23 protein-coding genes are annotated in these 24600 nt (G+C 41.9%); 21 read left to right on the top strand and 2 right to left on the bottom strand.

The genetic code is table 11. The features are described 5' to 3' along the window. Positions 1-64: 64 nt before the first annotated feature. The 8 genes from MHH33_RS11850 to pyrE are packed head-to-tail and all read left to right on the top strand — an operon-like array spanning position 65 to position 9530. The gene (locus MHH33_RS11850) at positions 65-943 is read left to right on the top strand and encodes an aspartate carbamoyltransferase catalytic subunit (protein WP_342541832.1); all 879 of its coding nucleotides are present in this window, start codon (positions 65-67) and stop codon (positions 941-943) included. Then, positions 943-2220: a dihydroorotase gene (locus MHH33_RS11845; protein ID WP_342543769.1), complete on the top strand. Its 1278-nt coding sequence runs from the start codon at positions 943-945 to the stop codon at positions 2218-2220. Before MHH33_RS11850 ends, MHH33_RS11845 begins: the two co-directional genes overlap by 1 nt. Next, the gene (locus MHH33_RS11840; protein ID WP_342541831.1) at positions 2220-3320 is read left to right on the top strand and encodes a carbamoyl phosphate synthase small subunit; all 1101 of its coding nucleotides are present in this window, start codon (positions 2220-2222) and stop codon (positions 3318-3320) included. The genes MHH33_RS11845 and MHH33_RS11840 overlap by 1 nt, the downstream gene beginning before the upstream one ends. Continuing rightward, positions 3313-6510, top strand: a complete 3198-nt coding sequence (gene carB / locus MHH33_RS11835) for a carbamoyl-phosphate synthase large subunit (RefSeq protein WP_342541830.1) — start codon at positions 3313-3315, stop codon at positions 6508-6510. The genes MHH33_RS11840 and carB overlap by 8 nt, the downstream gene beginning before the upstream one ends. Then, on the top strand, positions 6507-7283 hold the full coding sequence (locus tag MHH33_RS11830; RefSeq protein WP_016427746.1) for a dihydroorotate dehydrogenase electron transfer subunit: 777 nt from the start codon (positions 6507-6509) through the stop codon (positions 7281-7283). The genes carB and MHH33_RS11830 overlap by 4 nt, the downstream gene beginning before the upstream one ends. Continuing rightward, positions 7280-8191: a dihydroorotate dehydrogenase gene (locus tag MHH33_RS11825; RefSeq protein WP_016427745.1), complete on the top strand. Its 912-nt coding sequence runs from the start codon at positions 7280-7282 to the stop codon at positions 8189-8191. The genes MHH33_RS11830 and MHH33_RS11825 overlap by 4 nt, the downstream gene beginning before the upstream one ends. Further along, positions 8188-8901 (top strand): orotidine-5'-phosphate decarboxylase, encoded by a 714-nt coding sequence (pyrF, locus tag MHH33_RS11820; RefSeq protein ID WP_016427744.1) that lies wholly within the window; start codon positions 8188-8190, stop codon positions 8899-8901. Before MHH33_RS11825 ends, pyrF begins: the two co-directional genes overlap by 4 nt. Next, on the top strand, positions 8898-9530 hold the full coding sequence (gene pyrE / locus MHH33_RS11815; protein ID WP_342541829.1) for an orotate phosphoribosyltransferase: 633 nt from the start codon (positions 8898-8900) through the stop codon (positions 9528-9530). Before pyrF ends, pyrE begins: the two co-directional genes overlap by 4 nt. Positions 9531-9622: 92 nt before the next feature. Here pyrE and MHH33_RS11810 read toward each other — a convergent pair whose 3' ends face one another. Then, positions 9623-9955: a hypothetical protein gene (locus MHH33_RS11810; RefSeq protein WP_342541828.1), complete on the bottom strand. Its 333-nt coding sequence runs from the start codon at positions 9953-9955 to the stop codon at positions 9623-9625. A gap of 126 nt (positions 9956-10081) precedes the next feature. Next, positions 10082-11773, bottom strand: coding sequence for an NFACT RNA binding domain-containing protein (locus MHH33_RS11805; RefSeq protein WP_342541827.1), 1692 nt, complete (start codon positions 11771-11773; stop codon positions 10082-10084). A gap of 113 nt (positions 11774-11886) precedes the next feature. On the opposite strand from MHH33_RS11805, the gene MHH33_RS11800 reads away from it, so the two are divergent. The 13 genes from MHH33_RS11800 (at position 11887) to MHH33_RS11740 (ending at position 24600) form a co-directional block, all read left to right on the top strand. After that, the gene (locus MHH33_RS11800; RefSeq protein WP_016427740.1) at positions 11887-12138 is read left to right on the top strand and encodes a DUF370 domain-containing protein; all 252 of its coding nucleotides are present in this window, start codon (positions 11887-11889) and stop codon (positions 12136-12138) included. Positions 12139-12155: 17 nt separating this feature from the next. After that, positions 12156-12776: a guanylate kinase gene (gene gmk / locus MHH33_RS11795; protein WP_016427739.1), complete on the top strand. Its 621-nt coding sequence runs from the start codon at positions 12156-12158 to the stop codon at positions 12774-12776. Beyond that, positions 12776-13000, top strand: coding sequence for a DNA-directed RNA polymerase subunit omega (gene rpoZ, locus MHH33_RS11790; RefSeq protein WP_016427738.1), 225 nt, complete (start codon positions 12776-12778; stop codon positions 12998-13000). The genes gmk and rpoZ overlap by 1 nt, the downstream gene beginning before the upstream one ends. Before the next feature lie 79 nt (positions 13001-13079). Further along, the gene (gene coaBC, locus MHH33_RS11785) at positions 13080-14294 is read left to right on the top strand and encodes a bifunctional phosphopantothenoylcysteine decarboxylase/phosphopantothenate--cysteine ligase CoaBC (RefSeq protein WP_016427737.1); all 1215 of its coding nucleotides are present in this window, start codon (positions 13080-13082) and stop codon (positions 14292-14294) included. Then, on the top strand, positions 14284-16698 hold the full coding sequence (gene priA, locus MHH33_RS11780; protein WP_016427736.1) for a primosomal protein N': 2415 nt from the start codon (positions 14284-14286) through the stop codon (positions 16696-16698). The genes coaBC and priA overlap by 11 nt, the downstream gene beginning before the upstream one ends. 25 nt (positions 16699-16723) lie before the next feature. Further along, positions 16724-17215: a peptide deformylase gene (def, locus tag MHH33_RS11775; protein WP_016427735.1), complete on the top strand. Its 492-nt coding sequence runs from the start codon at positions 16724-16726 to the stop codon at positions 17213-17215. Then, positions 17212-18153, top strand: coding sequence for a methionyl-tRNA formyltransferase (gene fmt, locus MHH33_RS11770; protein ID WP_016427734.1), 942 nt, complete (start codon positions 17212-17214; stop codon positions 18151-18153). The genes def and fmt overlap by 4 nt, the downstream gene beginning before the upstream one ends. Beyond that, positions 18150-19523: a 16S rRNA (cytosine(967)-C(5))-methyltransferase RsmB gene (gene rsmB, locus MHH33_RS11765; RefSeq protein ID WP_342541826.1), complete on the top strand. Its 1374-nt coding sequence runs from the start codon at positions 18150-18152 to the stop codon at positions 19521-19523. Before fmt ends, rsmB begins: the two co-directional genes overlap by 4 nt. A gap of 156 nt (positions 19524-19679) precedes the next feature. Next, a complete protein-coding gene (locus MHH33_RS11760; RefSeq protein ID WP_016427732.1) occupies positions 19680-20429 on the top strand; it encodes a Stp1/IreP family PP2C-type Ser/Thr phosphatase in 750 nt (249 codons plus the stop codon). A 2-nt stretch (positions 20430-20431) separates the two neighbouring features. Continuing rightward, a complete protein-coding gene (pknB, locus tag MHH33_RS11755) occupies positions 20432-22384 on the top strand; it encodes a Stk1 family PASTA domain-containing Ser/Thr kinase (protein WP_342541825.1) in 1953 nt (650 codons plus the stop codon). Between the two features lie 11 nt (positions 22385-22395). Then, complete coding sequence (gene rsgA, locus MHH33_RS11750; RefSeq protein WP_016427730.1) at positions 22396-23277, top strand: ribosome small subunit-dependent GTPase A; 882 nt, start codon at positions 22396-22398, stop codon at positions 23275-23277. Between the two features lies 1 nt (position 23278). Continuing rightward, entirely contained in the window at positions 23279-23947 is a 669-nt protein-coding gene (gene rpe / locus MHH33_RS11745; RefSeq protein WP_016427729.1) for a ribulose-phosphate 3-epimerase, read from the top strand. Continuing rightward, complete coding sequence (locus MHH33_RS11740) at positions 23944-24600, top strand: thiamine diphosphokinase (RefSeq protein WP_016427728.1); 657 nt, start codon at positions 23944-23946, stop codon at positions 24598-24600. Before rpe ends, MHH33_RS11740 begins: the two co-directional genes overlap by 4 nt.

The raw sequence follows: 24600 nt of genomic DNA, 5'->3' as shown, positions 1-24600 counted from the left end.
TACCCCTACAGCCTCTCAACACTTGTTGAGAGGTTTTCTTTTAGAAATACGGGAGGCTATAAAAGTGAAGCATCTATTAAGCATGAAAGACCTAAACAATACAGACATACAAACGATATTAAGTCGTGCATCACAATTTCAACAGCAAGTTTCCGCTGATTGGACTAAACAATACACAGTAGCGAATTTATTTTTTGAACCGAGTACACGAACAAAAATGAGTTTTGAGATGGCAGAGCGGAAACTTGGACTGAACGTACTTCCATTCGAAGCAGGAACATCGAGCACGCTAAAAGGTGAAACTTTATACGACACAGTAAAAACATTAGAAGCAATAGGTGTGGATGCTGTGGTCATAAGGCATGAACAAGATGGTTTCTATGAAGGACTACTAGCGGGAGTAAACGTAGCGATCATCAATGGTGGAGATGGCTCGGGTCAGCACCCTACTCAATGTTTGCTTGATCTTTTTACCATCCAACAAGAGTTTGGAAAGTTTGAAGGGTTGCAAGTAGCAATCGTTGGGGATATTGGACATAGTCGGGTAGCCAAATCGAATGCAGAAGCGCTGACAAGATTAGGTGCTCATGTCACGTTCCTTTGTCCCCCTGAATGGCAAGGCAACTTCGATGCAGCAAACACTTGGGACAACATACTACCGAGTGCAGATGTGGTGATGCTTTTACGGGTGCAACATGAGCGGCACGATACCCAGTCTGATTTTTCAAAAGAAAGATATCATCAAACTTATGGTTTGACTCAATCACGTTATGAAAAATTGAAGCCGACTGCCATCATCATGCATCCTGCGCCAATTAACCGGGATGTGGAAATAGCAGACGAGCTAGTGGAAAGTGAAAAATCACGCATATTTAAACAAATGCATAACGGTGTGTTCATACGCATGGCGATACTGGAATCCGTTTTGAAGGGGAGATCATGATGAAAAAATTCATACAAAACATTAAATTGCTCAATGACAATAACGAATTGATGGAGGGATCCATCCTGATCGACAATGGACGCATTATAGAAGTGAATCCGAAAGCAACACCAGAAGCCGATGAAATCATAGACGGCAAAGGACATTTCGTTTCTGCAGGATTCATCGATGTCCATGTCCACTTACGCGAGCCGGGTGGCGAGCAAAAAGAAACGATTCAAACGGGTACACATGCCGCGGCAAAAGGCGGTTTCACTACCATTTGCGCAATGCCAAATACTAGACCAGTACCGGATACGGTAGAAAATCTGAGTCATGTCAACCGTCTGATTGAAGAGAATGCAGTGATTCGCGTACTGCCTTATGCCTCGATTACGATTCGAGAAGCCGGGAAAGAACGAACAGATTTGGCTGCCTTGAAAGAACATGGTGCATTTGCTTTTACGGATGATGGAGTAGGTGTACAACAGGCTGGCATGATGTTTGAAGCAATGAAGGACGCAGCGAAGCTGAATATGCCGATTGTTGCCCATTGCGAAGACAATACACTCATTTACGCAGGCGTCATGCACGAAGGGACGAAAAATAAAGAATTGGGTCTTAAAGGGATTCCATCCATCGCGGAATCTGTGCATATTGCGAGAGATATTTTACTAGCTGAAGCAGCAGGGGCACACTATCATGTTTGCCACGTAAGTACGAAAGAATCTGTCCGAGTAATCAGAGATGCCAAAAAGGCTGGGGTTCGAGTAACTGCTGAAGTCAGTCCACACCACCTACTATTATGTGAAGACGACATTCCAGGAAACGATGGGAACTGGAAAATGAATCCACCACTGCGAGCTAAAGAAGATTTGCAAGCTTTAATCGAAGGATTGGAAGATGGGACACTTGATTTTATCGCCACAGATCATGCCCCTCATACAGAACAGGAAAAAGGCAATGGCATGGAACAAGCACCATTTGGAATCGTCGGATTGGAAACAGCTTTCCCACTGCTGTATACCCATTTTGTGAAAAGTGGAAAATGGACGTTAGCTCAATTGGTTGAATGGATGACGAGAAAACCGGCCGATGTTTTTGGACTGCCTTATGGTCGTCTGCATATGGGCGAATCAGCGGACTTAGTATTCATTGACTTGTCGAGAGAACAAGATATTGAAACTGCAACGTTTGTGTCAAAAGGAAAAAATACACCGTTCCAAAATTGGACATGTACCGGTTGGCCGGTTATGACGATGTTTGAAGGTAATGTAATTTGGCAGGAGGAGAAATAATGATGAAAAGAAGCCTCATTTTAGAAACTGGAGATGTGTTTAATGGAACTGCATTCGGAAGTTTGAATGCCAGTGAAGGAGAAGTCGTTTTCACGACGGGTATGACAGGCTACCAGGAGACTCTATCGGACCCATCTTACTGCGGTCAAATTGTTACGATGACTTATCCATTGATCGGCAATTACGGAATAAATCGAGATGATTTTGAATCAATCGAACCGGCAATCAAAGGAATGGTTGTCCGTGAACTGGCAAACACACCATCCAACTTCAGAAGCGATGCGACACTCAATGACTTGTTCGTAGTGAAAAACATTCCCGGCATTGAAGGAGTGGATACACGTAAACTGACACGAATAATTCGTGAGTTTGGTTCGGTAAAAGGCCATATCAGTAAAGCGGGTGCTGATGTACATGTAGAAGAAGTAGTCGCACGATTAAATAATATATCATTCCCGACGGATCAAGTGAAACAAGTGTCAACGAAACGTCCTTATCCAAGCCCAGGACGAGGTAAGCGTGTAGTACTCGTCGATTTCGGAATGAAACATGGGATTTTGCGTGAGCTTAACAAGCGTGACTGTGATGTGATCGTTGTACCGTATAACACAACTGCTGAAGAAATCATGGCGATTTATCCCGATGGCATTATGCTTTCAAACGGCCCTGGAGATCCAAAAGACGTTCCAGAAGCAATCACGATGATACAGAATTTAATCGGGAAGATTCCGATATTCGGAATTTGCCTCGGTCATCAACTCTTTGCCCTTGCAAGTGGCGGAGATACATTCAAACTGAAATTTGGACACCGTGGAGCAAATCATCCAGTAAAAGATTTGGAGTCTGGCAAAACGGAAATGACTTCCCAAAACCATGGCTATGCAGTGGATCCTGAATCACTGAAAGAAACGCGTTTGAAAGTTACGCACACTGCCTTGAATGACGGCACAGTGGAAGGCTTAAAACATTTGGATGCTGCCGCTTTTACAGTGCAATACCATCCGGAAGCATCACCTGGACCAGAAGATTCCAATCACTTATTTGATCGATTCATCGAATTAATGAACGCCAATGTGAAAGGGGAAAAAAAACATGCCTAAACGTAAAGATATAGAAACCATTCTCGTCATCGGATCCGGTCCGATTGTAATCGGTCAAGCAGCTGAATTTGACTATGCTGGAACACAAGCTTGTCTAGCTTTAAAAGAAGAAGGCTATCGGGTCATTCTCATCAACTCAAATCCGGCAACTATCATGACCGATACTGAAATTGCGGACAAAGTCTATATCGAACCGATTACATTGGATTTCGTAAGTCGAATTTTACGCAAAGAACGTCCAGATGCCCTTCTGCCTACTTTAGGTGGACAAACTGGCTTGAACATGGCGATTGAATTGGACGAATCAGGAATTCTGCAAGAGTTGAACATTGAAATACTAGGCACGAAATTGGAAGCTATTCATAAAGCGGAAGATCGTGATTTATTCCGTACACTGATGAACGACTTGAACGAACCCGTTCCAGAAAGTGACATCATTCATAACATGCAGGAAGCCGAGGCATTCGTTAAACGAATCGGTTACCCTGTCATCGTCCGTCCTGCATTTACGCTTGGGGGAACTGGTGGAGGAATATGCCACAACGACGAAGAGCTTCTTGAAACAGTGACGAGTGGTCTGAAATACAGTCCTGTTACTCAGTGTCTACTTGAAAAATCAATCGCTGGCTTCAAAGAAGTAGAATACGAGGTTATGAGAGACTCCAATGACAATGCCATCGTAGTCTGTAACATGGAAAACGTTGACCCGGTAGGTATTCATACAGGAGATTCCATCGTCGTTGCGCCAAGTCAGACTTTATCAGACCGTGAGTATCAAATGTTGCGCAATGTCTCCCTTAAAATTATCCGCGCATTAAAAATCGAAGGTGGCTGTAATGTTCAATTAGCACTGGATCCATACAGCTTCAACTACTACATCATTGAAGTGAATCCAAGGGTAAGCCGTTCGTCTGCACTGGCTTCAAAAGCGACAGGTTACCCAATCGCCAAACTGGCTGCTAAAATTGCTGTCGGTTTGACACTGGATGAAATGATGAATCCGGTTACCGGCAAAACTTATGCATGCTTTGAGCCTGCGCTCGATTATGTCGTTACTAAAATTCCGCGCTGGCCATTTGATAAATTCGAATCGGCTAAACGAAATTTAGGTACACAAATGAAAGCAACAGGAGAAGTAATGGCGATGGGAAGAACGTTCGAGGAATCTATTCTGAAAGCCGTGCGTTCACTTGAGACAGGTCAATTCCATTTAGATCTGAAAAACGCGGATGCCATGTCAGATGAATGGATTGAAAAACGTATCCGACGTGCAGGTGATGAACGACTGTTCTTCATCGGGGAAGCTTTAAGACGAGGAGTCACGATTGACACCATACATGAGTGGAGTCAAATCGATTTATTCTTCCTCAATAAATTTCAAAATATCGTGAAGTACGAAGAAGTGGTTTCTAGCCATCCGTTTGATTTCGAAGTGGCGAAAAAGGCGAAGCGCATGGGGTTTGCAGATGCGACGCTAGCAGCATTATGGAATAGCGATGAATTGACTATCTACAACTGGAGAAAAGAACTGAACTTGATTCCAGTCTTTAAAATGGTGGATACATGTGCGGCAGAATTTGAATCGGAAACACCTTATTTCTACGGAACATACGAAGATGAAAATGAATCAATCAAGACAGATAAAGAAAGTGTCATCGTGCTTGGTTCAGGACCAATCCGAATCGGTCAAGGTGTCGAGTTTGACTATGCAACCGTACATTCTGTATGGGCAATCAAAGAAGCAGGTTATGAAGCCATCATTATCAATAGCAACCCAGAAACAGTATCAACGGATTTCTCCATCTCGGACAAGCTTTATTTTGAACCTTTAACAATTGAAGATGTCATGCACATAGTGGATCTGGAACAACCAAAAGGCGTTGTCGTTCAGTTCGGAGGACAAACAGCCATCAACTTAGCGGATAAACTGCAGGAACGTGGTGTTCAAATCCTGGGAACTTCTTTGGAAGATCTGGACCGTGCAGAAAATCGCGATAAATTTGAACGTGCACTGCATGAAATCGGTATCCCACAACCAATGGGCAAGACAGCTGTTTCATCAGAACAAGCAGTGGCAATCGGCAATGAAATCGGCTATCCGGTACTAGTTCGTCCTTCATACGTCTTAGGCGGACGTGCTATGCAAATTGTTTACAATCAAGAAGAACTTGCTCATTACATGGAGCATGCAGTTCAGGCAAGTCCGGAACATCCAGTATTGGTCGACCGTTATTTAACTGGTACCGAAATTGAAGTCGATGCCATCTCAGACGGAGAAAATGTATGCATTCCAGGAATTATGGAACATATCGAACGAGCGGGTGTTCACTCGGGTGACTCGATTGCAGTCTATCCACCACAGAATTTAACGTGCGAACAAGTGAATACGCTCGTGGATTACACGACTCGACTTGCAAAAGGCCTGAACATCATTGGTTTACTGAATATCCAATATGTTATCTCTAAAGGCGAAGTTTATGTGATTGAAGTGAATCCACGTTCAAGCCGAACGGTTCCTTTCCTAAGTAAGATTACGAATATTCCAATGGCGAAGATTGCGACAAAAGCAATTTTGGGACAATCGCTCCCTTCTCAAGGAATTGCAAATGGACTTGCGCCTTCACCTAGAGGTGTTTTCGTGAAAGTGCCAGTATTCAGCTTTGCGAAACTGCGCCGAGTGGATATTACATTGGGACCTGAAATGAAATCGACCGGGGAAGTCATGGGGAAAGATATCACGCTTGAAAAAGCACTTTATAAAGGCTTAGTGGCTGCAGGAATGGAAATCAAAGATCACGGTTCAGTATTGATGACAATCGCCGACAAGGATAAAGAAGAAGCAGTATCGATTGCGAATCGCTTCACGTCGATCGGTTACAGAATTCTTGCTACTGAAGGAACGGCAAATGCCTTAAAAGAAGCGGGAATACCGGTTACAACAGTTAATAAAATTGGCAGTGAAGGTCCAACTTTACTGGACTACATCCAAAAAGGAGATGCCCAGTTCGTCATTAACACGTTAACAAAAGGTAAATTGCCAGAGAGTGATGGGTTCCGAATCCGACGTGAGTCTGTAGAAAATGGAATTCCTTGCTTAACGTCGCTGGACACAGCAGAAGCGATGTTACGAGTCATTGAATCGATGACATTCCAAGCCGAGGAGATGCCGACACAGGGGGTTTTTGGATGATTAAACAAGAGCGCATGCGCATCGTCAAACATAAAGAGATCGCTCAAAATATTTTCGAAATGACGGTGAGTGGCCAACTTGTACAGGACATGACAAGTCCGGGTCAATTTGTTCACATCCGTGTTTCGGATAGCTATGAGCCTTTGCTCCGCAGACCAATCAGCATTGCGTCAATTGACCGAGATGTGTCGGAGTTCACAATGATTTATCGTGCTGAAGGCCGAGGAACTTCATTGCTCGCGCTTAAAATGGTTGGAGAAGAAATAGATGTTTTGGGACCTCTTGGCAACGGCTTTCCCGTTGAGGAAGCAACACCCGGTGAAACAGTTGTGTTGATTGGAGGGGGAATCGGTGTTCCTCCTTTATATGAACTATCTAAAAGACTTGTTGATAAAGGTGTCAAACCGATTCATGTACTTGGCTTCCAGTCAAAAGAAGCTGTCTTTTACGAAGATTTCTTCCGAGAACTTGGTGAAACGCATATTGTTACAGTAGATGGATCACACGGTCAACAAGGATTTGTCACGACGGTGCTATCTGAATTACAACCCGAATTTTCATCATACTTCACGTGTGGTCCAACTGGAATGCTTGCGGCAATTCAGAATATGTATCCGGATCGAAAAGGGTTTCTATCGTTTGAAGAACGCATGGGTTGCGGACTTGGAGCTTGTTTCGCTTGTGTCTGCAAAACCACTGATCAAACAGAAGTGGACTATGTAAAAGTGTGCTCGGATGGTCCAGTATTTCCTGCAGGGGTGGTGTCCGTATGAATCGATTAGCGATAGAATTACCAGGATTATCATTGAAAAATCCAATTATGCCAGCTTCCGGGTGTTTCGGATTTGGCAAAGAATATGCTCGGTTGTATGACTTATCAAAACTTGGATCGATTATGATCAAAGCAACGACACTTGAGACGCGTTTAGGAAATCCTACACCACGTGTTGCAGAAACTTCATCTGGAATGCTGAATGCAATTGGACTTCAAAATCCAGGTCTGGAAAAAGTGATTGCTGAAGAGCTGAAGTGGCTGGAGCAATATGATGTGCCGATCATTGCAAATGTTGCCGGCACGTTGACGGAAGATTATGTGGAAGTTGCGAAACATATATCAAAAGCAAAAAATGTCCATGCTTTGGAATTGAATATTTCTTGTCCGAACGTAAAATGCGGAGGCATTACATTTGGAACCGATCCGTCGGTTGCTGCAGAACTGACTGCCGCCGTAAAAGAAGTTTCGGAAGTTCCTGTTTATGTAAAATTATCCCCGAACGTAACCGATATAGGTGAAATTGCTCGAGCAGTTGAAGCTGGAGGGGCTGATGGCATAACGATGATTAATACGCTCATTGGAATGCGACTGGATACAAGAACAGGGAGACCTGTCATTGCCAACGGGACTGGAGGCTTATCGGGTCCTGCAGTCAAACCGGTAGCTTTGCGTATGGTGTATGAAGTTGCCAAACAAGTGTCTATTCCGATCATCGGAATGGGGGGCGTTGCGACGGTTGACGATGTCATTGATTTCATGTCGGCAGGCGCAAGTGCCGTAGCTGTAGGAACAGCAAACTTCGTTGATCCATTTGTTTGTCCGACGATCATTGATCAATTACCTGAGAAACTCGATTGGTTAGGTCTGAATCATATCTCAGAATTAGTGGGGAGGAGTCACCGATGAACAATCAAAACCCTATAATAGCGCTTGATTTTTCAACAAAAAATGAGGTCATCCACTTTTTGAAGCCGTTCGATGATAAACTGTTTGTCAAAGTTGGCATGGAACTTTATTTACAAGAAGGACCATCGATCGTAACGGACTTAAAAGGAATGGGACACGACGTTTTCCTGGATTTGAAACTGCACGATATTCCGAATACAGTCAAATCCGCCATGCGCGGTCTTGCTAAGCTTGGTGCAGATATGGTGAACGTCCATGCAGCAGGTGGGTTGCAAATGATGGAGAGTGCATTAGAAGGACTAGAAGCGGGAACTGCAACAGGAAAACAACGACCATTACTTATCGGGGTTACACAATTGACCTCAACAAGCGAACAGCAAATGATAAATGAACAGAAAATCAATTTAACTTTACAGGAATCTGTTCGGCATTATGCAAGCCTTTCAAAACAGGCAGGTCTCGATGGAGTCGTTTGTTCGGTATTGGAAGCGGCAGACATTAAACGAGTTTGCGGGGATGACTTCTTGCGAGTAACACCGGGAATACGATTGACGGATGGTTCAGAACATGACCAAATTCGTATCGCGACACCTGATGTGGCATGTAAAGAAGGTTCTTCCTTGATTGTAGTAGGCCGAGCCATCACTCAATCGGAAAATCCAGTAGAGACATATCATTTGGTGAAACAACAATGGGAGGTTTTACAATGAAAAGTCAGCAACATGAAATAGCAGGAGCATTATTGTCGATAGGTGCTGTGGAATTACGACCTCAAGATCCATTTACATGGACTTCTGGAATATCTTCACCGATTTATTGTGACAACCGTTTGACCATGTCGAGTCCAACTGTACGTAAACAAATTGCCGAAGCTTTAGCGGCAAATATCCGTGAGTTTTTCCCACAAACAGAAGTAGTAGCTGGGACGGCGACAGCGGGCATTCCACACGCTGCGTGGGTAAGTGATGCCCTTAATTTGCCTATGGTCTATGTTCGTTCAAAAGCAAAAGAGCATGGACGTGGCAATCAAATTGAAGGAAAAATTGTACCTGGCCAAAAAGTGATTGTCGTTGAAGATTTGATTTCGACAGGTGGTAGCAGCATCGAGGCCGTTCGTGCGCTGGAACAGCAAGGTTGCGAAGTTCTGGGTGTGGTGTGTATTTTTACTTATCATTTAAAACGAGCGGACGAATTATTTGATGAAGCAGGAATTCCATATGTCAGCTTAACAAACTTTGATGCATTAATCGAAGAGGCAACACTTGCGAAGCAAATCGCTGACGATGACAAACCTAAGCTGATGGAGTGGCACGAAAAACTGAAATATGGGAAGCTATAAAGACGGACTGAATTTCAGTTACATATAAATAAATCCATCCAAAAAATAGGATGCCAGTGCACTTGTTGCACACAGGCATCCTATTTTTAATCTTACATATCTTTTCTGACTTCTGAAATAATTGAATTCCCATCAGTAATGATTATATACATCATTAATAACGCTAATATGACGAATAAGATCCCCAAAGTAAAATAAACAATTTTTATTAAAACATTGGCCACTTTCAGAGGGAAAATCATTTTGAGAAGAATGACAAAAAACCCGAAAATGAAAATTGTATTGAGAAAACGAAGTTTACTATTCTTCTCTAAAGTTTGTTCTAGTTCCTCAACAAATTTACCATTTATCATATGAATCCCTGTTCTTGCAAAGTTAATAGCAAGCAAGGGGGCCATTGTATAAAAAAATATTGTTAGAAACATGAGTACTTCCCACTTTCACTGGTTCCAATTTACCGTTCTTATCATACACTATAGAATGGTGTTTTTTGCTTTTAAAAGTTATCAGAAAAAGCCATCCAACAATTTGTTGGATGGCTTTCGTGTAGCTTATTTTCGAAGGTTCCTCACTAAATCTTCACTTGGTGTCACAAAAACCGTCTTTTGTTCAAAATAAATAACGAATCCGGGTTTTGAGCCATTCGGTTTTTTTACATGGCGTACTTCTGTATAATCCACCGGCACGGAAGAAGAGTCACGTGCTTTACTGAAATAAGCTGCCAGTCTCGCTGCTTCCAAAATCGACGTTTCATCCGGTTCATTGTCATGAATGACGACATGGGATCCAGGAATATCTTTTGTATGGAACCAAGTTTGTGATTTATTAGCGATTTTAAATGTTAAATAATCATTTTGCTTGTTATTTTTTCCTACCGAAATTGGCAATCCTGTAGAGGATACGAAATTTTCAGGTGTTGGTTTCACGACTTTCTTTTTCTTTTTCGAAATGCGGGCTTTCATCCAGCCTTGTTCGGCAAGTTCTTCGCGAATCTCTTCAATATCCTGTGGAGATGCTTGCATGACTTGTTGTTGCAGCATTTCCAAATAATCGATATCGTCTTTGGTTTTATCCATTTGTTGTTGCGTTTTCAATAAAGCGGTTTTGGCTTTGTTGTATTTTGTGAAAAAACTTTGTGCATTTTCAACCGGCGTTTTTCTAAGGCTCAATGGGATGGTGATGACGGCATTCTCTTCATCGTAATAATTTATCACTTGAGCTTCGGTCATTCCTTTTTCGAACGTATAGAGGTTGGCCATCAAAAGTTCGCCATGGAGTTGGAACGTTTCCAGTTTTTCTGCGTTTGATTTTTCTTTCGCGAGTTTCTTCATTTTTAATTTCAACTTGTCGAGTTCATTTTGCAACCAGCGTTCCAAATCGCCTGCTTGCTGTTTTACTCGATCACGTTCTGCGCGTGCAAAGTACACTTTATCTAGCAATAAACCAAGCGAATCATAGTGTACTTGGTTGCCTTCGATGTGTGAAAGATCAACACTTGAGAAAATGGCTTTATTGCCACTTTCCACATACGTACCTTTAGGTTGAGCATTATCAAATTCATCGAGGAATTTGCGATACACTTCATATTTGGATTCGTTGCTGTCAGCTAGACGATAAGCAAGTTCTTTTGCCTGCAGTGGAGAAAAGCCAGCAAGCTGAGACAGAACGGCTTTGGAAACATCGTCTGTATCCAGCAATTCGTTCAACAATGATTCGTCCACTTCATATGGGTTCACTTTATCTTGTTTCGGTGGTGCGATATGTGGTTGACCTGGCAAAATCGTTCTATAGCTGTTCACAGAAGGCGATAGATGTTTTAAACTGTCCAAAATTAGATTTCGTTCAGGATCCACCAAAATGACATTGCTGTGTCGGCCCATGATTTCGATATGGAGTTCCCGTACCATGTCGTCCCCAATTTCATTTTTACTTTCTACACGCAAAATAATCACGCGATCCATTTCAAGTTGGGAAATGGATGAAATGAATCCACCTTCCAGATGTTTTCGTAATAACATGCAAAACATTGGTGGTTCTGAAGGGTTATCAATCGCTTCATTCGTAACATGAATGCGTGAGTAGGAAGGGTGGATGGAAATAAGTAAGCGGCTGTTTTTTCCGGCCGCACGGATATGCAACACAATTTCTTGTGAGTTAGGTTGGTGTATTTTCGAAATTCTTCCGGATACCAATTGTTGAAGTTCGTGCGTCATTGCTTTTGTAAATAAGCCATCAAATGCCATAAGTATTCCTCTTTCAAAACGTTTTGCTCTATCTTATCATTTTACAAGGGAAATGTGATATAATTGCCTAAGTGTGTAACAAAGAAAGTTGAAGCTCTTTAGGAGGAACGACTGTGCCAACTCTTAAGTTTATTAATATCGGAAACGGTAGTGTGGTCGCAGTTGAACGAATCATCTCCATCTTGCAGCCTGAATCTGCGCCGATTAAGCGTCTCGTTCAAGAGGCAAGGGACAAAGGGTTTTTGATTGACGCAACTTATGGTAAAAAAACCCGCGCGATATTTGTTATGGATAGTGAACATGTGGTTTTATCTGCAGTCCATGCTGAAACCATGGTGACACGTGTGATAGATCAAGCCGAATAGATAAAAAGAGGGATTGAATGCGAAAAGAACGTGGATTATTAATCGTCCTTTCAGGGCCATCAGGTGTTGGGAAAGGTACTGTGCGAAAAGAATTGTTTTCACAGCCTGACACAAATTATGAATATTCGATTTCAATGACGACAAGAAAGCCGCGTGAAGGCGAAGTCGATGGTGTCGATTATTTTTTTAAATCCCACGAGGATTTTGAACAACTAATCGGAGAAGGCCGTTTATTAGAATACGCTTCTTATGTTGGGAACTATTATGGAACTCCGTTAGATTATGTAAACGAGACATTGGATGCCGGTCGGGATGTATTTCTGGAAATTGAAGTGCAAGGTGCATCGCAAGTTCGCGATAAAGTACCAGACGGCTTATTTATTTTCCTGGCTCCACCAAGTTTAACGGAACTGCAACAACGTCTGGTAGGTCGTGGAACAGAAACAGAAGATGTGATTGCTTCACGAATTTTAGCAGCACGACAAGAACTTGAAATGATGAACTTGTACGATTATGTCGTCGAAAATGACGAAGTGCAATTGGCTTGCGATCGTGTAAATGCCATTGTCACTGCCGAACATTGCCGTCGGGAACGCGTTGAAAAAAGATACCTAGCTATGCTGGAAGGGGAATATTAATGTTATATCCATCAGTTGATTCATTAAAAAGCAAAATCGATTCAAAATACTCACTAGTGAGTTTGGCTTCAAAACGTGCTCGCCAATTACAAGAAGAAGGCGGAGAGCGTCTTGAGTCGTATGTGTCCTTGAAGTATGTAGGCAGAGCATTGGAAGAAGTGGCATCAGGCGCTTTAACAAAAGAAGTTCAAGACGAAGCAACTATTTACGAAGACGAAATTTAAAAAATAGTATTTACCCAAAAAACTCCCTAAGACAGTCAGATGCTTTGGGAGTTTGTTGTTTGAGAAAGGAAGATTGTTCATGCTAGCAAACAAAAAAATCTTATTGTGCGTAGCTGGTGGTATTGCAGTTTATAAAGCTGTTGCCCTTGTTAGTAAATTGTCGCAAGCAGGAGCGGATGTCAAAGTCATCATGACCGAATCTGCCACAAAGTTTGTGCAGCCACTGAGCTTTCAAGTAATGTCTCGTAATGATGTTTATACAGATACATTTGATGAAAAAGATTCAAATGTCATCGCACATATCAACCTGGCAGATTGGGCAGATTTAGTTATCGTGGCACCTGCAACAGCGAACGTCATCGGCAAACTTGCCAATGGACTTGGTGACGATATGCTGACGACGACCCTGTTAGCTACCACCGCCAAGGTTTGGATTGCACCAGCTATGAATGTACATATGTACGATCACCCCGCAGTGAAACGAAATATTTCCACTCTAGCAGCAGATGGTTATGAATTCATTGAACCGTCAGAAGGTTTTTTGGCTTGTGGGTATGTAGGAAAAGGAAGATTGGAAGAACCAGAAAAAATCGTGGCATTGGTCGACGCATTTTTTCAGCCGAAAGAATTGCCGTTGATAGGCAAAAAAGTTGTGATTACTGCAGGTCCAACACGTGAGCGAATAGATCCAGTACGATTTTTGACTAACTTTTCCTCAGGGAAAATGGGCTATGCGCTGGCTGAAGCGGCGACAAAACTTGGAGCGGAAACGGTTCTTGTCTCTGGTCCCGTTTCATTGCCAATTCCTTCAGGGGTAACTGTTGAGAATGTGGAAAGTGCAGAAGAAATGCTGCAAGCCGTGTTACAGCATTTTGATGATGCTGATATTGTCGTGAAAACGGCAGCTGTCGCAGATTATCGTCCAAAGTTCGTATTTGGGCAAAAAATGAAGAAACAAGCTGGTGACTCTACCTTAGAACTTGAACGCACTACCGATATCCTCATGACACTTGGGCAAAAGAAAACGCATCAACTGTTGATCGGTTTCGCTGCTGAAACAAACGATGTCGAGATGTATGCACAAGGAAAACTTTCAAAGAAAAATGCGGATTATATTGTAGCTAATGATGTTACAAAAGAGGATAGCGGTTTTGGGACAGACACCAATACTGTTGTGCTGATTGGCAAAGAAAATTATGTCCAGCATTTTGACAATATGACGAAAAAACAATTGGCTAATAAATTGTTCGAGACCGTTTTGGCCCGTGAGAAAGATTTACATTATGTACGCTGAAGTCATTGTTGACGTAGCGGCTTATCCCATTGATCGACCATTTGATTACGTGGTCCCTGAAAAGTTTCAAGACCTGATTGAAAGTGGCAGTCGGGTTAAAGTTCCTTTTGGCAATCGGCAAGTTCTTGGATTTGTTACGGCACTAAAAAGTGACACGGATGTCCCTGCTGAAAAACAAAAACCGATTGGTGAACTGCTCGATATTGAACCGATATTGACGCAGGAAATGCTCGAAATGACAAAATGGTTGAAACGACATACTTTATGTTACGAAATTGATGCCCTTCAAGTCATGTTGCCTTCGGCGTTACGTGCGAAGTATGAAAAGATAGTGCGAATTGTTGATCATCATGCGGAGCTTCCGCAAAGTGTACAAGCCTTGTTTCAGCAAAAAGACCAAGTAGAGTTAAAAGTAGATGAACCGAAAGAATTGCTTGCACTCATCAAAAAATTGGTGAAGGAAGACATTTTGGCACTGGAAACATCGGTCAAACAAAAAACTGCCGTAAAAAAAGTAAGAATGATTCACATCGAATCTGATATGGAACGTTTGAACCTGATTTATGACAGCATTTCCAACCAAGCCAAGAAGCAAAAAGATGTTGTCAAATGGATGATGGATCATGCAGGAGAACGAATTGTCTCAGCAGATTTATTGAAACGTCTCAGTACGACAAATGCGGTCTTACAAGCGGTTTTAGAAAAAGGCGCAGCATCAATGCAAATGGAAGAAATCTACCGGGATCCGTATGCGGACAGAACGATAAATGTAACAACAAAACTTGCTTTAACAAATGAACAACACCTCGCACTGAGTGAAATCATCCATTCATATGACGAACAGGATGCTAGAACTTTTCTTCTTCATGGCATTACGGGCAGTGGCAAGACAGAAGTCTATTTACAGGCGATTGAGCGTTCATTGATGGACGATAAAGAAGCCATCGTTCTGGTACCTGAGATTTCACTTACGCCACAAATGACCAATCGCTTTAAAGAACGTTTTGGTTCACTTGTGGCTGTATTGCATAGTGGATTATCGACTGGGGAAAAATACGATGAATGGCGAAAAATCAAACGCGGCGAAGTAAAAGTGGTCGTGGGTGCCCGTTCAGCCATATTTGCTCCATTTCAAAATGTTGGCATCATCATTTTGGACGAGGAACATGAAGGAACTTATAAGCAGGACGATTCACCTCGTTATCATGCACGAGATGTTGCAATCTGGCGAAGTGAATATCACAAATGTCCAGTTATTTTAGGAAGTGCCACGCCGTCACTTGAGTCATTTGCACGTGCCAAAAAAGGGAATTATGCTTTGTTGACGTTGGCCAACAGACCAAAAGAACAGGCATTACCTGAAGTGTCTGTCGTCGATATGCGAGAGCAATTGAAAAACGGCAACCGCTCCATGTTTTCTCTGGAACTGGCAGAAGCGATCAATGTGAGACTGGACAAGCAGGAACAGATGGTGTTGTTCCTGAATCGTCGTGGTCACTCGTCATTTGTTCTCTGTCGGGATTGTGGTACCGTGGTAGAATGTCCAAACTGTGATATTTCCATGACCTATCATCGCCATCAGGAAAAGATTAAATGTCACTATTGTGGTGAAGAGTCCCAAGTGCCTACTACTTGTCCAGAATGCAGCAGTGAGCATATCCGATTCTTTGGAACAGGTACTCAAAAAGTAGAAGAAGAAATTGCCCGATTGTTTCCAACTGCAAGGGTACTGCGTATGGACGTGGATACCACTCGAAAAAAAGGATCACATGAACACATTCTGAATCTGTTCGGAGAAGGAAAAGCCGATATTCTGCTTGGCACGCAAATGATTGCCAAAGGTCTTGATTTCCCAAATATCACATTAGTAGGGGTCTTGTCAGCTGATACAACGCTTCATTTAGCGGATTTCAGAGCTGCCGAAAAAACGTTCCAATTATTAACCCAAGTCAGTGGAAGAGCTGGAAGGCATGATAAAGCAGGGGAAGTCATCGTGCAAACCTACACCCCCGAACACTATGCTATTCAATTCGCACAACAGCACGACTTTGTCCCATTTTACAATCAGGAAATGATGAACCGGAAACAATTTTTATATCCTCCATTCACATATGTCGTGCTGATTCAAATCACGCATGAAGATGTTTTGATGACTGCGGAATATGCACATAAAACAGCAAACTGGCTCCGTGATAATTTATCTCCGCAATCTGAAATTATTGGCCCGACGGCATCGTCTATTAGTCGTTTGCAAAATAGATATCGCTATCAATGTTTGATAAAATACAAAAAAGAACCGACGCTCCCGGAAGTATTGCAGCAATTAACGCGTATTTACCGGACGGACTGGATAAAAAAAGGGATTTTAATGTCCATTGACTTAAACCCTTCATCCATCATGTGAGCGGAAATGAAATGAGGAATAATCTTTGACGATTCGAAAAATCGTATTACATCCAAATGAAATATTAACAACTCCAACAAAAGAAGTGACAGAGTTCGATCAGAAACTTGCAACGTTACTTGATGATATGTATGAGACCATGCTTGAGTCAGATGGCATAGGAATAGCAGCCCCACAAGTGGGAGAGTTGCTTCGCGTTGCAATTGTAGACTTAGGAGAAGGGGAAGACATCATTGAGATGATCAATCCTTTGGTAGTTGATACGGAAGGGGAAGCCATAGAAGTGGAAGGTTGCCTCAGTTTCCCAGAACTTTATGGCGAAGTTGAACGTCCATATTTCGTACAGATAAAAGCACAGGAAAGAGACGGCACGTGGTATGAACTCGAGGCTGAAGATTATGAAGCAAGAGCCATTCTACATGAAATCGATCATTTGGATGGCGTATTGTTTGATTCGAAAATAATTCGCGTCGTCGATCCATCTGAGCTTGAAACTGAGGAGGAGGAATTGATTTGACCTCTTTAGTATTTATGGGGACTCCAGAGTTCTCAGTACCGATTCTAACCATGCTACATGAAGAAGGCTATTCCATTTTAGCTGTTGTAACTCAGCCAGACCGTCCTGTAGGGCGTAAAAAAGTATTGACACCAACTCCTGTTAAAAAAGAAGCGTTACGTCTTGGATTACCTGTCATTCAGCCTGAAAAACTAAAAGGTTCACCACAACTAGATGAAATTCTTTCTTTACAACCGGATATTGTGGTAACGGCTGCGTTTGGTCAGTTACTTCCTAAAGAAATTCTGGAAGCACCTAAATATGGCTGTCTGAATGTACATGCTTCTTTGCTTCCTGCATATCGTGGGGGTGCTCCGATACATCAAGCTGTGATTGATGGTCAGACAGAAACAGGTGTGACCATCATGTATATGGCGCAAAAATTGGACGCTGGTGATATTATTTCACAAAAATCGATACCGATTGAACAATCCGATACAACAGGAGTTCTTTTTGAAAAATTGAGTGTCGTTGGACGTGACTTGTTAAAAGAAACATTACCGACCATTATTAATGGCTCAAATGCAAGATTGGTTCAGGATGAAAGCCTTGTGACATTTGCCCGCAATATTTCAAGAGAACAAGAACGAATTGATTGGAAACAGTCGGCACAGGACATTTATAATTTGGTACGTGGTCTTAATCCTTGGCCAGTTGCCTATACCACGTTGAAACAGGAAAACGTGAAAATATGGTGGGGTCAACCGAGTCAACAAACTTACTCGCAACCTGTAGGTACAGTCGTTGAATTGAAAGTTGATCGAGTGATTGTGCAAACAGGCGATAAACTAGCTTTTGAAATTACCGAATTACAACCAGCAGGAAAGAAAAAAATGTCTGCAGAAGAATTTCTACGAGGCACTGGTTCTAAATTACAGATTGGGGATCAGTTTGAATGAGCTCAAAAAGTTATAGAATGTGGAACGGAAATGTACGCGATGCCGCATTATCAATCTTGATGGCAATTGAAAAAAATCAAGCGTACAGTAATTTGTTACTTCATCAGACCATAGAAAAATATGATATTGAACCAAAAGACCGTGGGTTATTAACGGAAATTACTTATGGTACGCTGCAACACAAGATGACGCTTGATTACTATCTACAACCGTTCATCAAAGGAAAGCTGGATGATTGGGTTCGCCAGTTATTAAGACTTTCACTTTATCAAATTCATTATTTGGACCGAATTCCGAATCATGCTGCTGTCAATGAAGCTGTTGAAATTGCCAAGAAACGCAGTCACAAAGGGACAGCTGGATTGGTTAATGGCATTTTAAGAGGCATTCTACGACAAGGAGTTCGCTCGACTGAGGATATTGCGGATCCAATTGAACGACTATCAATTGAAGCAAGTCATCCATTATGGCTCATTGAACGATGGGTGAAACAATTTGGTTTCGAACAAGCTGAGACAATGGCTTTTGAAAACAATATTCCTCCTGCACTTACCGTTCGCGTCAACACCACACGCATTTCAGTGGATGAGGCAATTGATATGTTGCTTGACGAAGGAATTGTAGCACACCAAAGCGAAGTGATACCTGAATGCTTGCACATTGAAAAAGGGCAAGTTGCCAAAACGAAAGCTTATCAATATGGTGCTGTTTCAATTCAAGATGAAAGTTCCATGATCCCTACTTATGCACTTCAGATTGAACCAGGGCAAAGAGTTTTGGATATGTGTGCGGCTCCTGGTGGAAAATCAATGCATATCGCTGAAAAGTTGAACGGTCAAGGATCTCTGGTATCTGTGGATTTGCATCCACATAAAGTAAAACTTATAGCCGATCAAGCTACAAGACTAGGTTTTGAAAACGTTGAAACCCGTACATGGGACAGCCGTGAACTGACAAATGAATATGAAGAACAATCGTTTGACCGAATACTTGTCGATGCTCCGTGCAGTGGCTTGGGTGTCATCCGTCGAAAACCCGATATTAAGTATACAAAGAAGCAGGAAGATTTTGCTTCATTGCATAATATCCAGATTCGATTACTTGATGAAGCGTACAAGTTAATCAAACCAAACGGACTGATCGTCTACAGTACATGTACCATTGATGAGGTTGAAAATAATGGAACTGTTCAAGAATTTCTTGCAAACCATACAGACATGATGCTGGATGAACTGAATGTATTACCAGAAGCCTATCATCACCTGACAAGCAATGGTATGATTCATATTTTCCCTCAGGATTTCAATAGCGATGGTTTCTTTGTTGCCGCTTTTCGGAAAAAAGAGTTATCTTCAAAAGAAGTGAAATAAAGAAGTAAAGTGATGCATACCAACATATTTTTATAGTATGAATCGTATGCACCAACGGCTTTCAGTTACAAACCGTCGTGAACACGGCTCTGATATTGATGCAGCTTGCAGACTACTTCTTGCGAGAAGCATCAACAAGAAACGGAGTGACCATTGATGAAATACACGGTATTAAGTGATATTGGTAAAAAAAGATCGGTGAATGAAGATCGCGCGGCAGTTTTCGTGCGATCGGATTTTGTCCGTTTAGGCGTCATTGCTGATGGCATGGGCGGACACAATGCTGGTGATATCGCAAGTGAGATGGCTATCACAAAAATCGGAGAAAGTTTTGAAAGCGCTGCCTTGAATCAATTTTCTACTGAGGAATCCATCAAAGAGTGGTTTTTACAGGCCGTAAAGAAAATCAATAGTAGCATTTTTGATTATTCCCTAAGACACGAGGATTGCCAAGGGATGGGTACTACTTTCCTGGCAGTTATATTAACAGATGCCGAAAAAATTCTTTGTCATATCGGAGATAGTCGGGCCTATGAATGGCATGAGGGGAAAATGAAGCAATTAACAAGAGACCATTCTTTTGTTAATGTCTTAGTGGAAAGTGGAGAAATCAGCGAAGAAGAAGCAGAAAGTCATCCGAAGAAAAATTTGATTACGAAATCATTAGGAACGCAAAAAAGCATCGAGCCGGACTTTATTTCAATTCAGATTCCTACATATTCTTACTTATTATTATGTTCTGATGGATTAAGTAACAAATTATCAATGGATGACATGACGAATATTTTAAAGACCAATCTTTCAGTTGGTGAAAAAGGATCCCGTTTAGTGAATCTTGCCAATGAAAAAGGTGGAGAAGATAACATCTCTCTCGTTTTAATCACAAATACGAAAGAGGAGGTGTAGTCGTGCTCTTAGGCAAAAGAATCAGCGGTCGATATAAAGTTCTCGAAATGATCGGTGGAGGGGGCATGTCCAATGTTTACCTCGCACACGACATGATTCTCGATCGGGATGTCGCAATAAAAGTCTTACGATACGACTTCTCTAATGAAGATGATTTACATCGTAGATTCCAGCGTGAAGCACTTTCAGCTACCAGTTTGACTCATCCGAACATCGTCAATATTTTCGATGTAGGTGAAGATGGGGACATTCACTATTTGGTCATGGAATTTGTTGAAGGGAAGACCTTGAAACAATATATTACTGATGCAGCACCTCTGTCACCGAATGAAGCTGTAACTATCATGAAGCAATTAACGTCTGCGATTGCACATGCTCATCAAAATCAAATCATTCATCGTGATATCAAGCCCCAAAATATTTTGATGGATGGTACCCATCATGTTAAAATCACGGACTTTGGAATTGCGATGGCTTTGAGTGCAACTTCATTTACCCAGACCAATTCCGTGTTAGGCACTGTCCATTATTTATCACCTGAACAAGCTCGTGGTGGTACAGCAACAAAAAAATCGGATATTTATGCGCTTGGAATTGTGTTGTATGAATTACTTATCGGCAAGCTTCCTTTTTCAGGAGAGTCAGCGGTATCCATTGCGTTGAAACATTTACAAACCGATACACCATCGGTTCGGGCAGCAGTACCAAGCATTCCACAAAGCCTTGAAAATGTTGTCATGAAAGCGACGGCGAAAGATCCACGTAACCGTTATCAGAATGTAGAAGAAATGCAGCGAGATTTGCAAAATGTTTTATCGGAAGAGCGCGCAAATGAGAAAGCTTTTGAGATTCCTTTAGATGATGATGGGGCTACAAAAACAATGCCGGTCATCAAAGATGCTAGTTACGATTCATTAGCAAAGACAAAACATCTTAAAAAAGAACCGGTGGTAGTACCTCCCGTTGTGGAAGAAAAAAAGAAGAAGAAAAAATGGCCATGGATAGTGGGCATTCTTGCATTTTTATTGCTTGCAGGTTTAGTGATTGTTGTGGCATTTCCAGGGATATTTGGTCCCAAAAAAATCGAAGTTCCGGACGTAGCGAATTTGCCATTAAGTGAAGCAATCGATAAGGTGGAAGAAGTTGGATTCATTGCAGGAAATGAAAAACAGGAATCGTCGGAAGAAGTTGAGGAAGGCCAAGTTATTCGGACAATCCCACAAGCAGGAAAAATCCGGGAAGAAGCAACTGAAATTGAATTCATTATTTCAAGTGGGAAAGAGTCAGTGACGCTTGCAGACTATGCCGGACGTGAATACAACGTAGTGAAAGAATTACTGGCTTCGCAAAAATTCAAGTCCATCAAAGCAGACGAAGTATTCTCGGATGAGCCTGAGGGGCGCATTATCTCTCAAAGTCCATCTGAGTTCTCCGAAGTCATTCCGGATGAGACCGATCTTGTTTTCACTGTGAGTAAAGGACCGGAGTTGCAAAGTGTGATTGATTTGAGAAGACAATACAACGAGAAAACGTTGAATGACTATGCTCGATCATCCGGGTTTGATATTCGCATCATTAAAGAAGAGTATTCTGAAGATGTACCGGAAGGATTTGTCATTTCACAAAATCCAGTTGCGGGCACAAAACTTGAACTAGGCAGTTCGATTGAAATCGTTTTATCAAAAGGTCCTGCCGCCAAACAAATTAAAACGTTTGTGACAACAGTAGAAATCCCATATGAACCAGATGATCCGGGCACTGAGCAGATCGTACGAATTTATCTGCAAGATCAAACACACTCACTGACAGAACCAGTAGAGGAATATGTACTCACTGAAAACAAAAAGCAACAAATTCAATTGAAAATTGAAGAAGGACAAAAAGGAGCATATCGAATAATGGTCGACTCGAAAGTCATCGTAGATGAAATAATCGAGTATGACAGCTTCGAATAGGGAGGTATACAATGCCAACAGGACAAATACGAAAAGCACTTAGTGGATTTTACTATGTTCAGGACGGAGAACAATTTATACAATGCCGTGGACGCGGTGTATTCAGAAATCGTGGTGTCAACCCGCTAGTTGGGGACTTTGTCGATTATGAAGTGGAAAGCGGTTCAGACGGCACGATAACAGTGGTGCATGAACGTAAAAATGCACTCGTACGCCCACCTATTGCCAATATTGACCAAGCCTTACTGGTGTTTTCCCTGACTGAACCCGATTTCAATCCATTATTGCTGGATCGCTTTCTTGTTGTCGTGGAGTCATTTAATGTAGAGCCAATTATTTGTCTGACAAAAACAGATTTACTTTCTGAAGAAGAGATGAGTAAAATCCAGCCTTATTTGGATGATTATCGTGCGATTGGATATGAAATGCTTGAAACCTATAAGGATGATGATGATCTGGTGTCCAATATCGCTCCGATCCTGAAAGGAAAAATCAGCGTTTTGGCAGGACAATCCGGTGTAGGAAAATCTACACTGTTAAATACAGTGCTGCCATCGTTGAATTTAAAGACAGGTATTATTTCGGAAGCCCTTGGACGGGGGAAACATACGACTCGCCATGTAGAACTTTTAGAAGTATGTGAGGGGTTACTAGCGGATACTCCGGGATTCAGTTCCTTTGATTTCGATGAGATTGAAAAAGAGCAGTTATCCGATTGTTTTCCTGAATTCCGCGAGGCGTCAGAACGATGTAAATTCAGAGGGTGCCTACACATAAGTGAACCGAAATGTGCAGTTCTTGCTGCACTGGAAACCGGAGAAATCAAAGATTATCGATACAAACATTACATGAAGTTTTTAGATGAAATAAACGATCGAAAGCCGAGGTATTAATATGATAAAAATTGCTCCATCTATCCTTGCTGCTAATTTTTCGAAATTGGCTGAAGAAGTAATAGAAGTCGAAAAAGCTGGTGCGGAATTAATCCATATCGATGTAATGGACGGACATTTCGTGCCTAACATTACGATGGGTCCAATTGTGGTGGAAGCTTTAAGACCTGTAACGGATCTTCCTTTAGACGTTCATTTAATGATTGAAAATCCGGATTTGTATATTGAGTCATTTGCAAAAGCTGGTGCCGATTACATTACGGTTCATGTTGAAGCGTGTACTCACCTTCACCGTACCATTCAATTAATCCGTTCGTTTGGAGTGAAACCAGGTGTGGTATTAAATCCACATACGCCGGTTGAAAGCATCCAACATATTCTTGACGACATCGATATGGTGTTGTTCATGACGGTCAATCCAGGTTTCGGTGGACAGAAGTTCATTCATTCGGTCGTTCCGAAAGTTCAACAACTTTCTGACATAATTAAAGAAAAAGGATTGAATATTGAAATTGAAATTGATGGTGGTATTAATGCTGAGACCATTATTCCTTGTGCAGAGGCAGGCGCGACCATTTTTGTAGCCGGTTCAGCAATTTACAGTAAAACGGATCGTACTGCTGCATTACAGGAAATTAAAGAAGCAGGCGAACGAGCAATCCGCGGATGAAGACGGCCGTAATTTGCGCAGGTGGACCAGCTGATGAATTAGCTGATTTTGCGACCCTAAAAAATAACGATGAAATTATTTTTATCGGTGCAGACAAAGGTGCTATTTATTTAATCGAAAGTGGAATTCTTCCGGACGTGGCTATAGGTGATTTTGATTCATTGTCACCGGAAGAATTTTCGAAATTGAAAAACCAAGTAGCGTCAGTGAAAGTTGCACCTGCAGAAAAGAATGAAACGGATACCGATTTAGCAATCGACGAGTCATTGACTTTCGAACCTGATCATATTGTACTGACAGGTGTGACGGGTGGTCGATTAGATCACTTTATGGCTGTACTTAACAGTGTTTATCGTTTTCAAACGGACAATGCCTCCATTCAATTTACAATACGCAACAAATGGAATGAAATGAAGCTGCTGACTCCTGGTGTAACCAAGTTAACGAAGGATCAACAGTTTCCATTTGTATCTTTTTTTGCCTTTCAAGGAAGCGTGGAACACGTGACATTAGCAGGTATGAAATATAATGTCAGCGATGAGACGATTGAAATGGGCATTTCCCGGTTTACAAGTAATGAAGTATTGGACGAACAAGGGTCTATCTCCTTTACATCTGGCATATGTTTATTAATACGTAGCTCAGATCAATAA

This window comes from Paenisporosarcina sp. FSL H8-0542 (genome assembly GCF_038632915.1).
Classification (GTDB): domain Bacteria; phylum Bacillota; class Bacilli; order Bacillales_A; family Planococcaceae; genus Paenisporosarcina.
The sequence above is the reverse complement of the archived record's forward strand: the minus strand, read 5'-3'. Positions and strand labels throughout refer to the sequence as shown.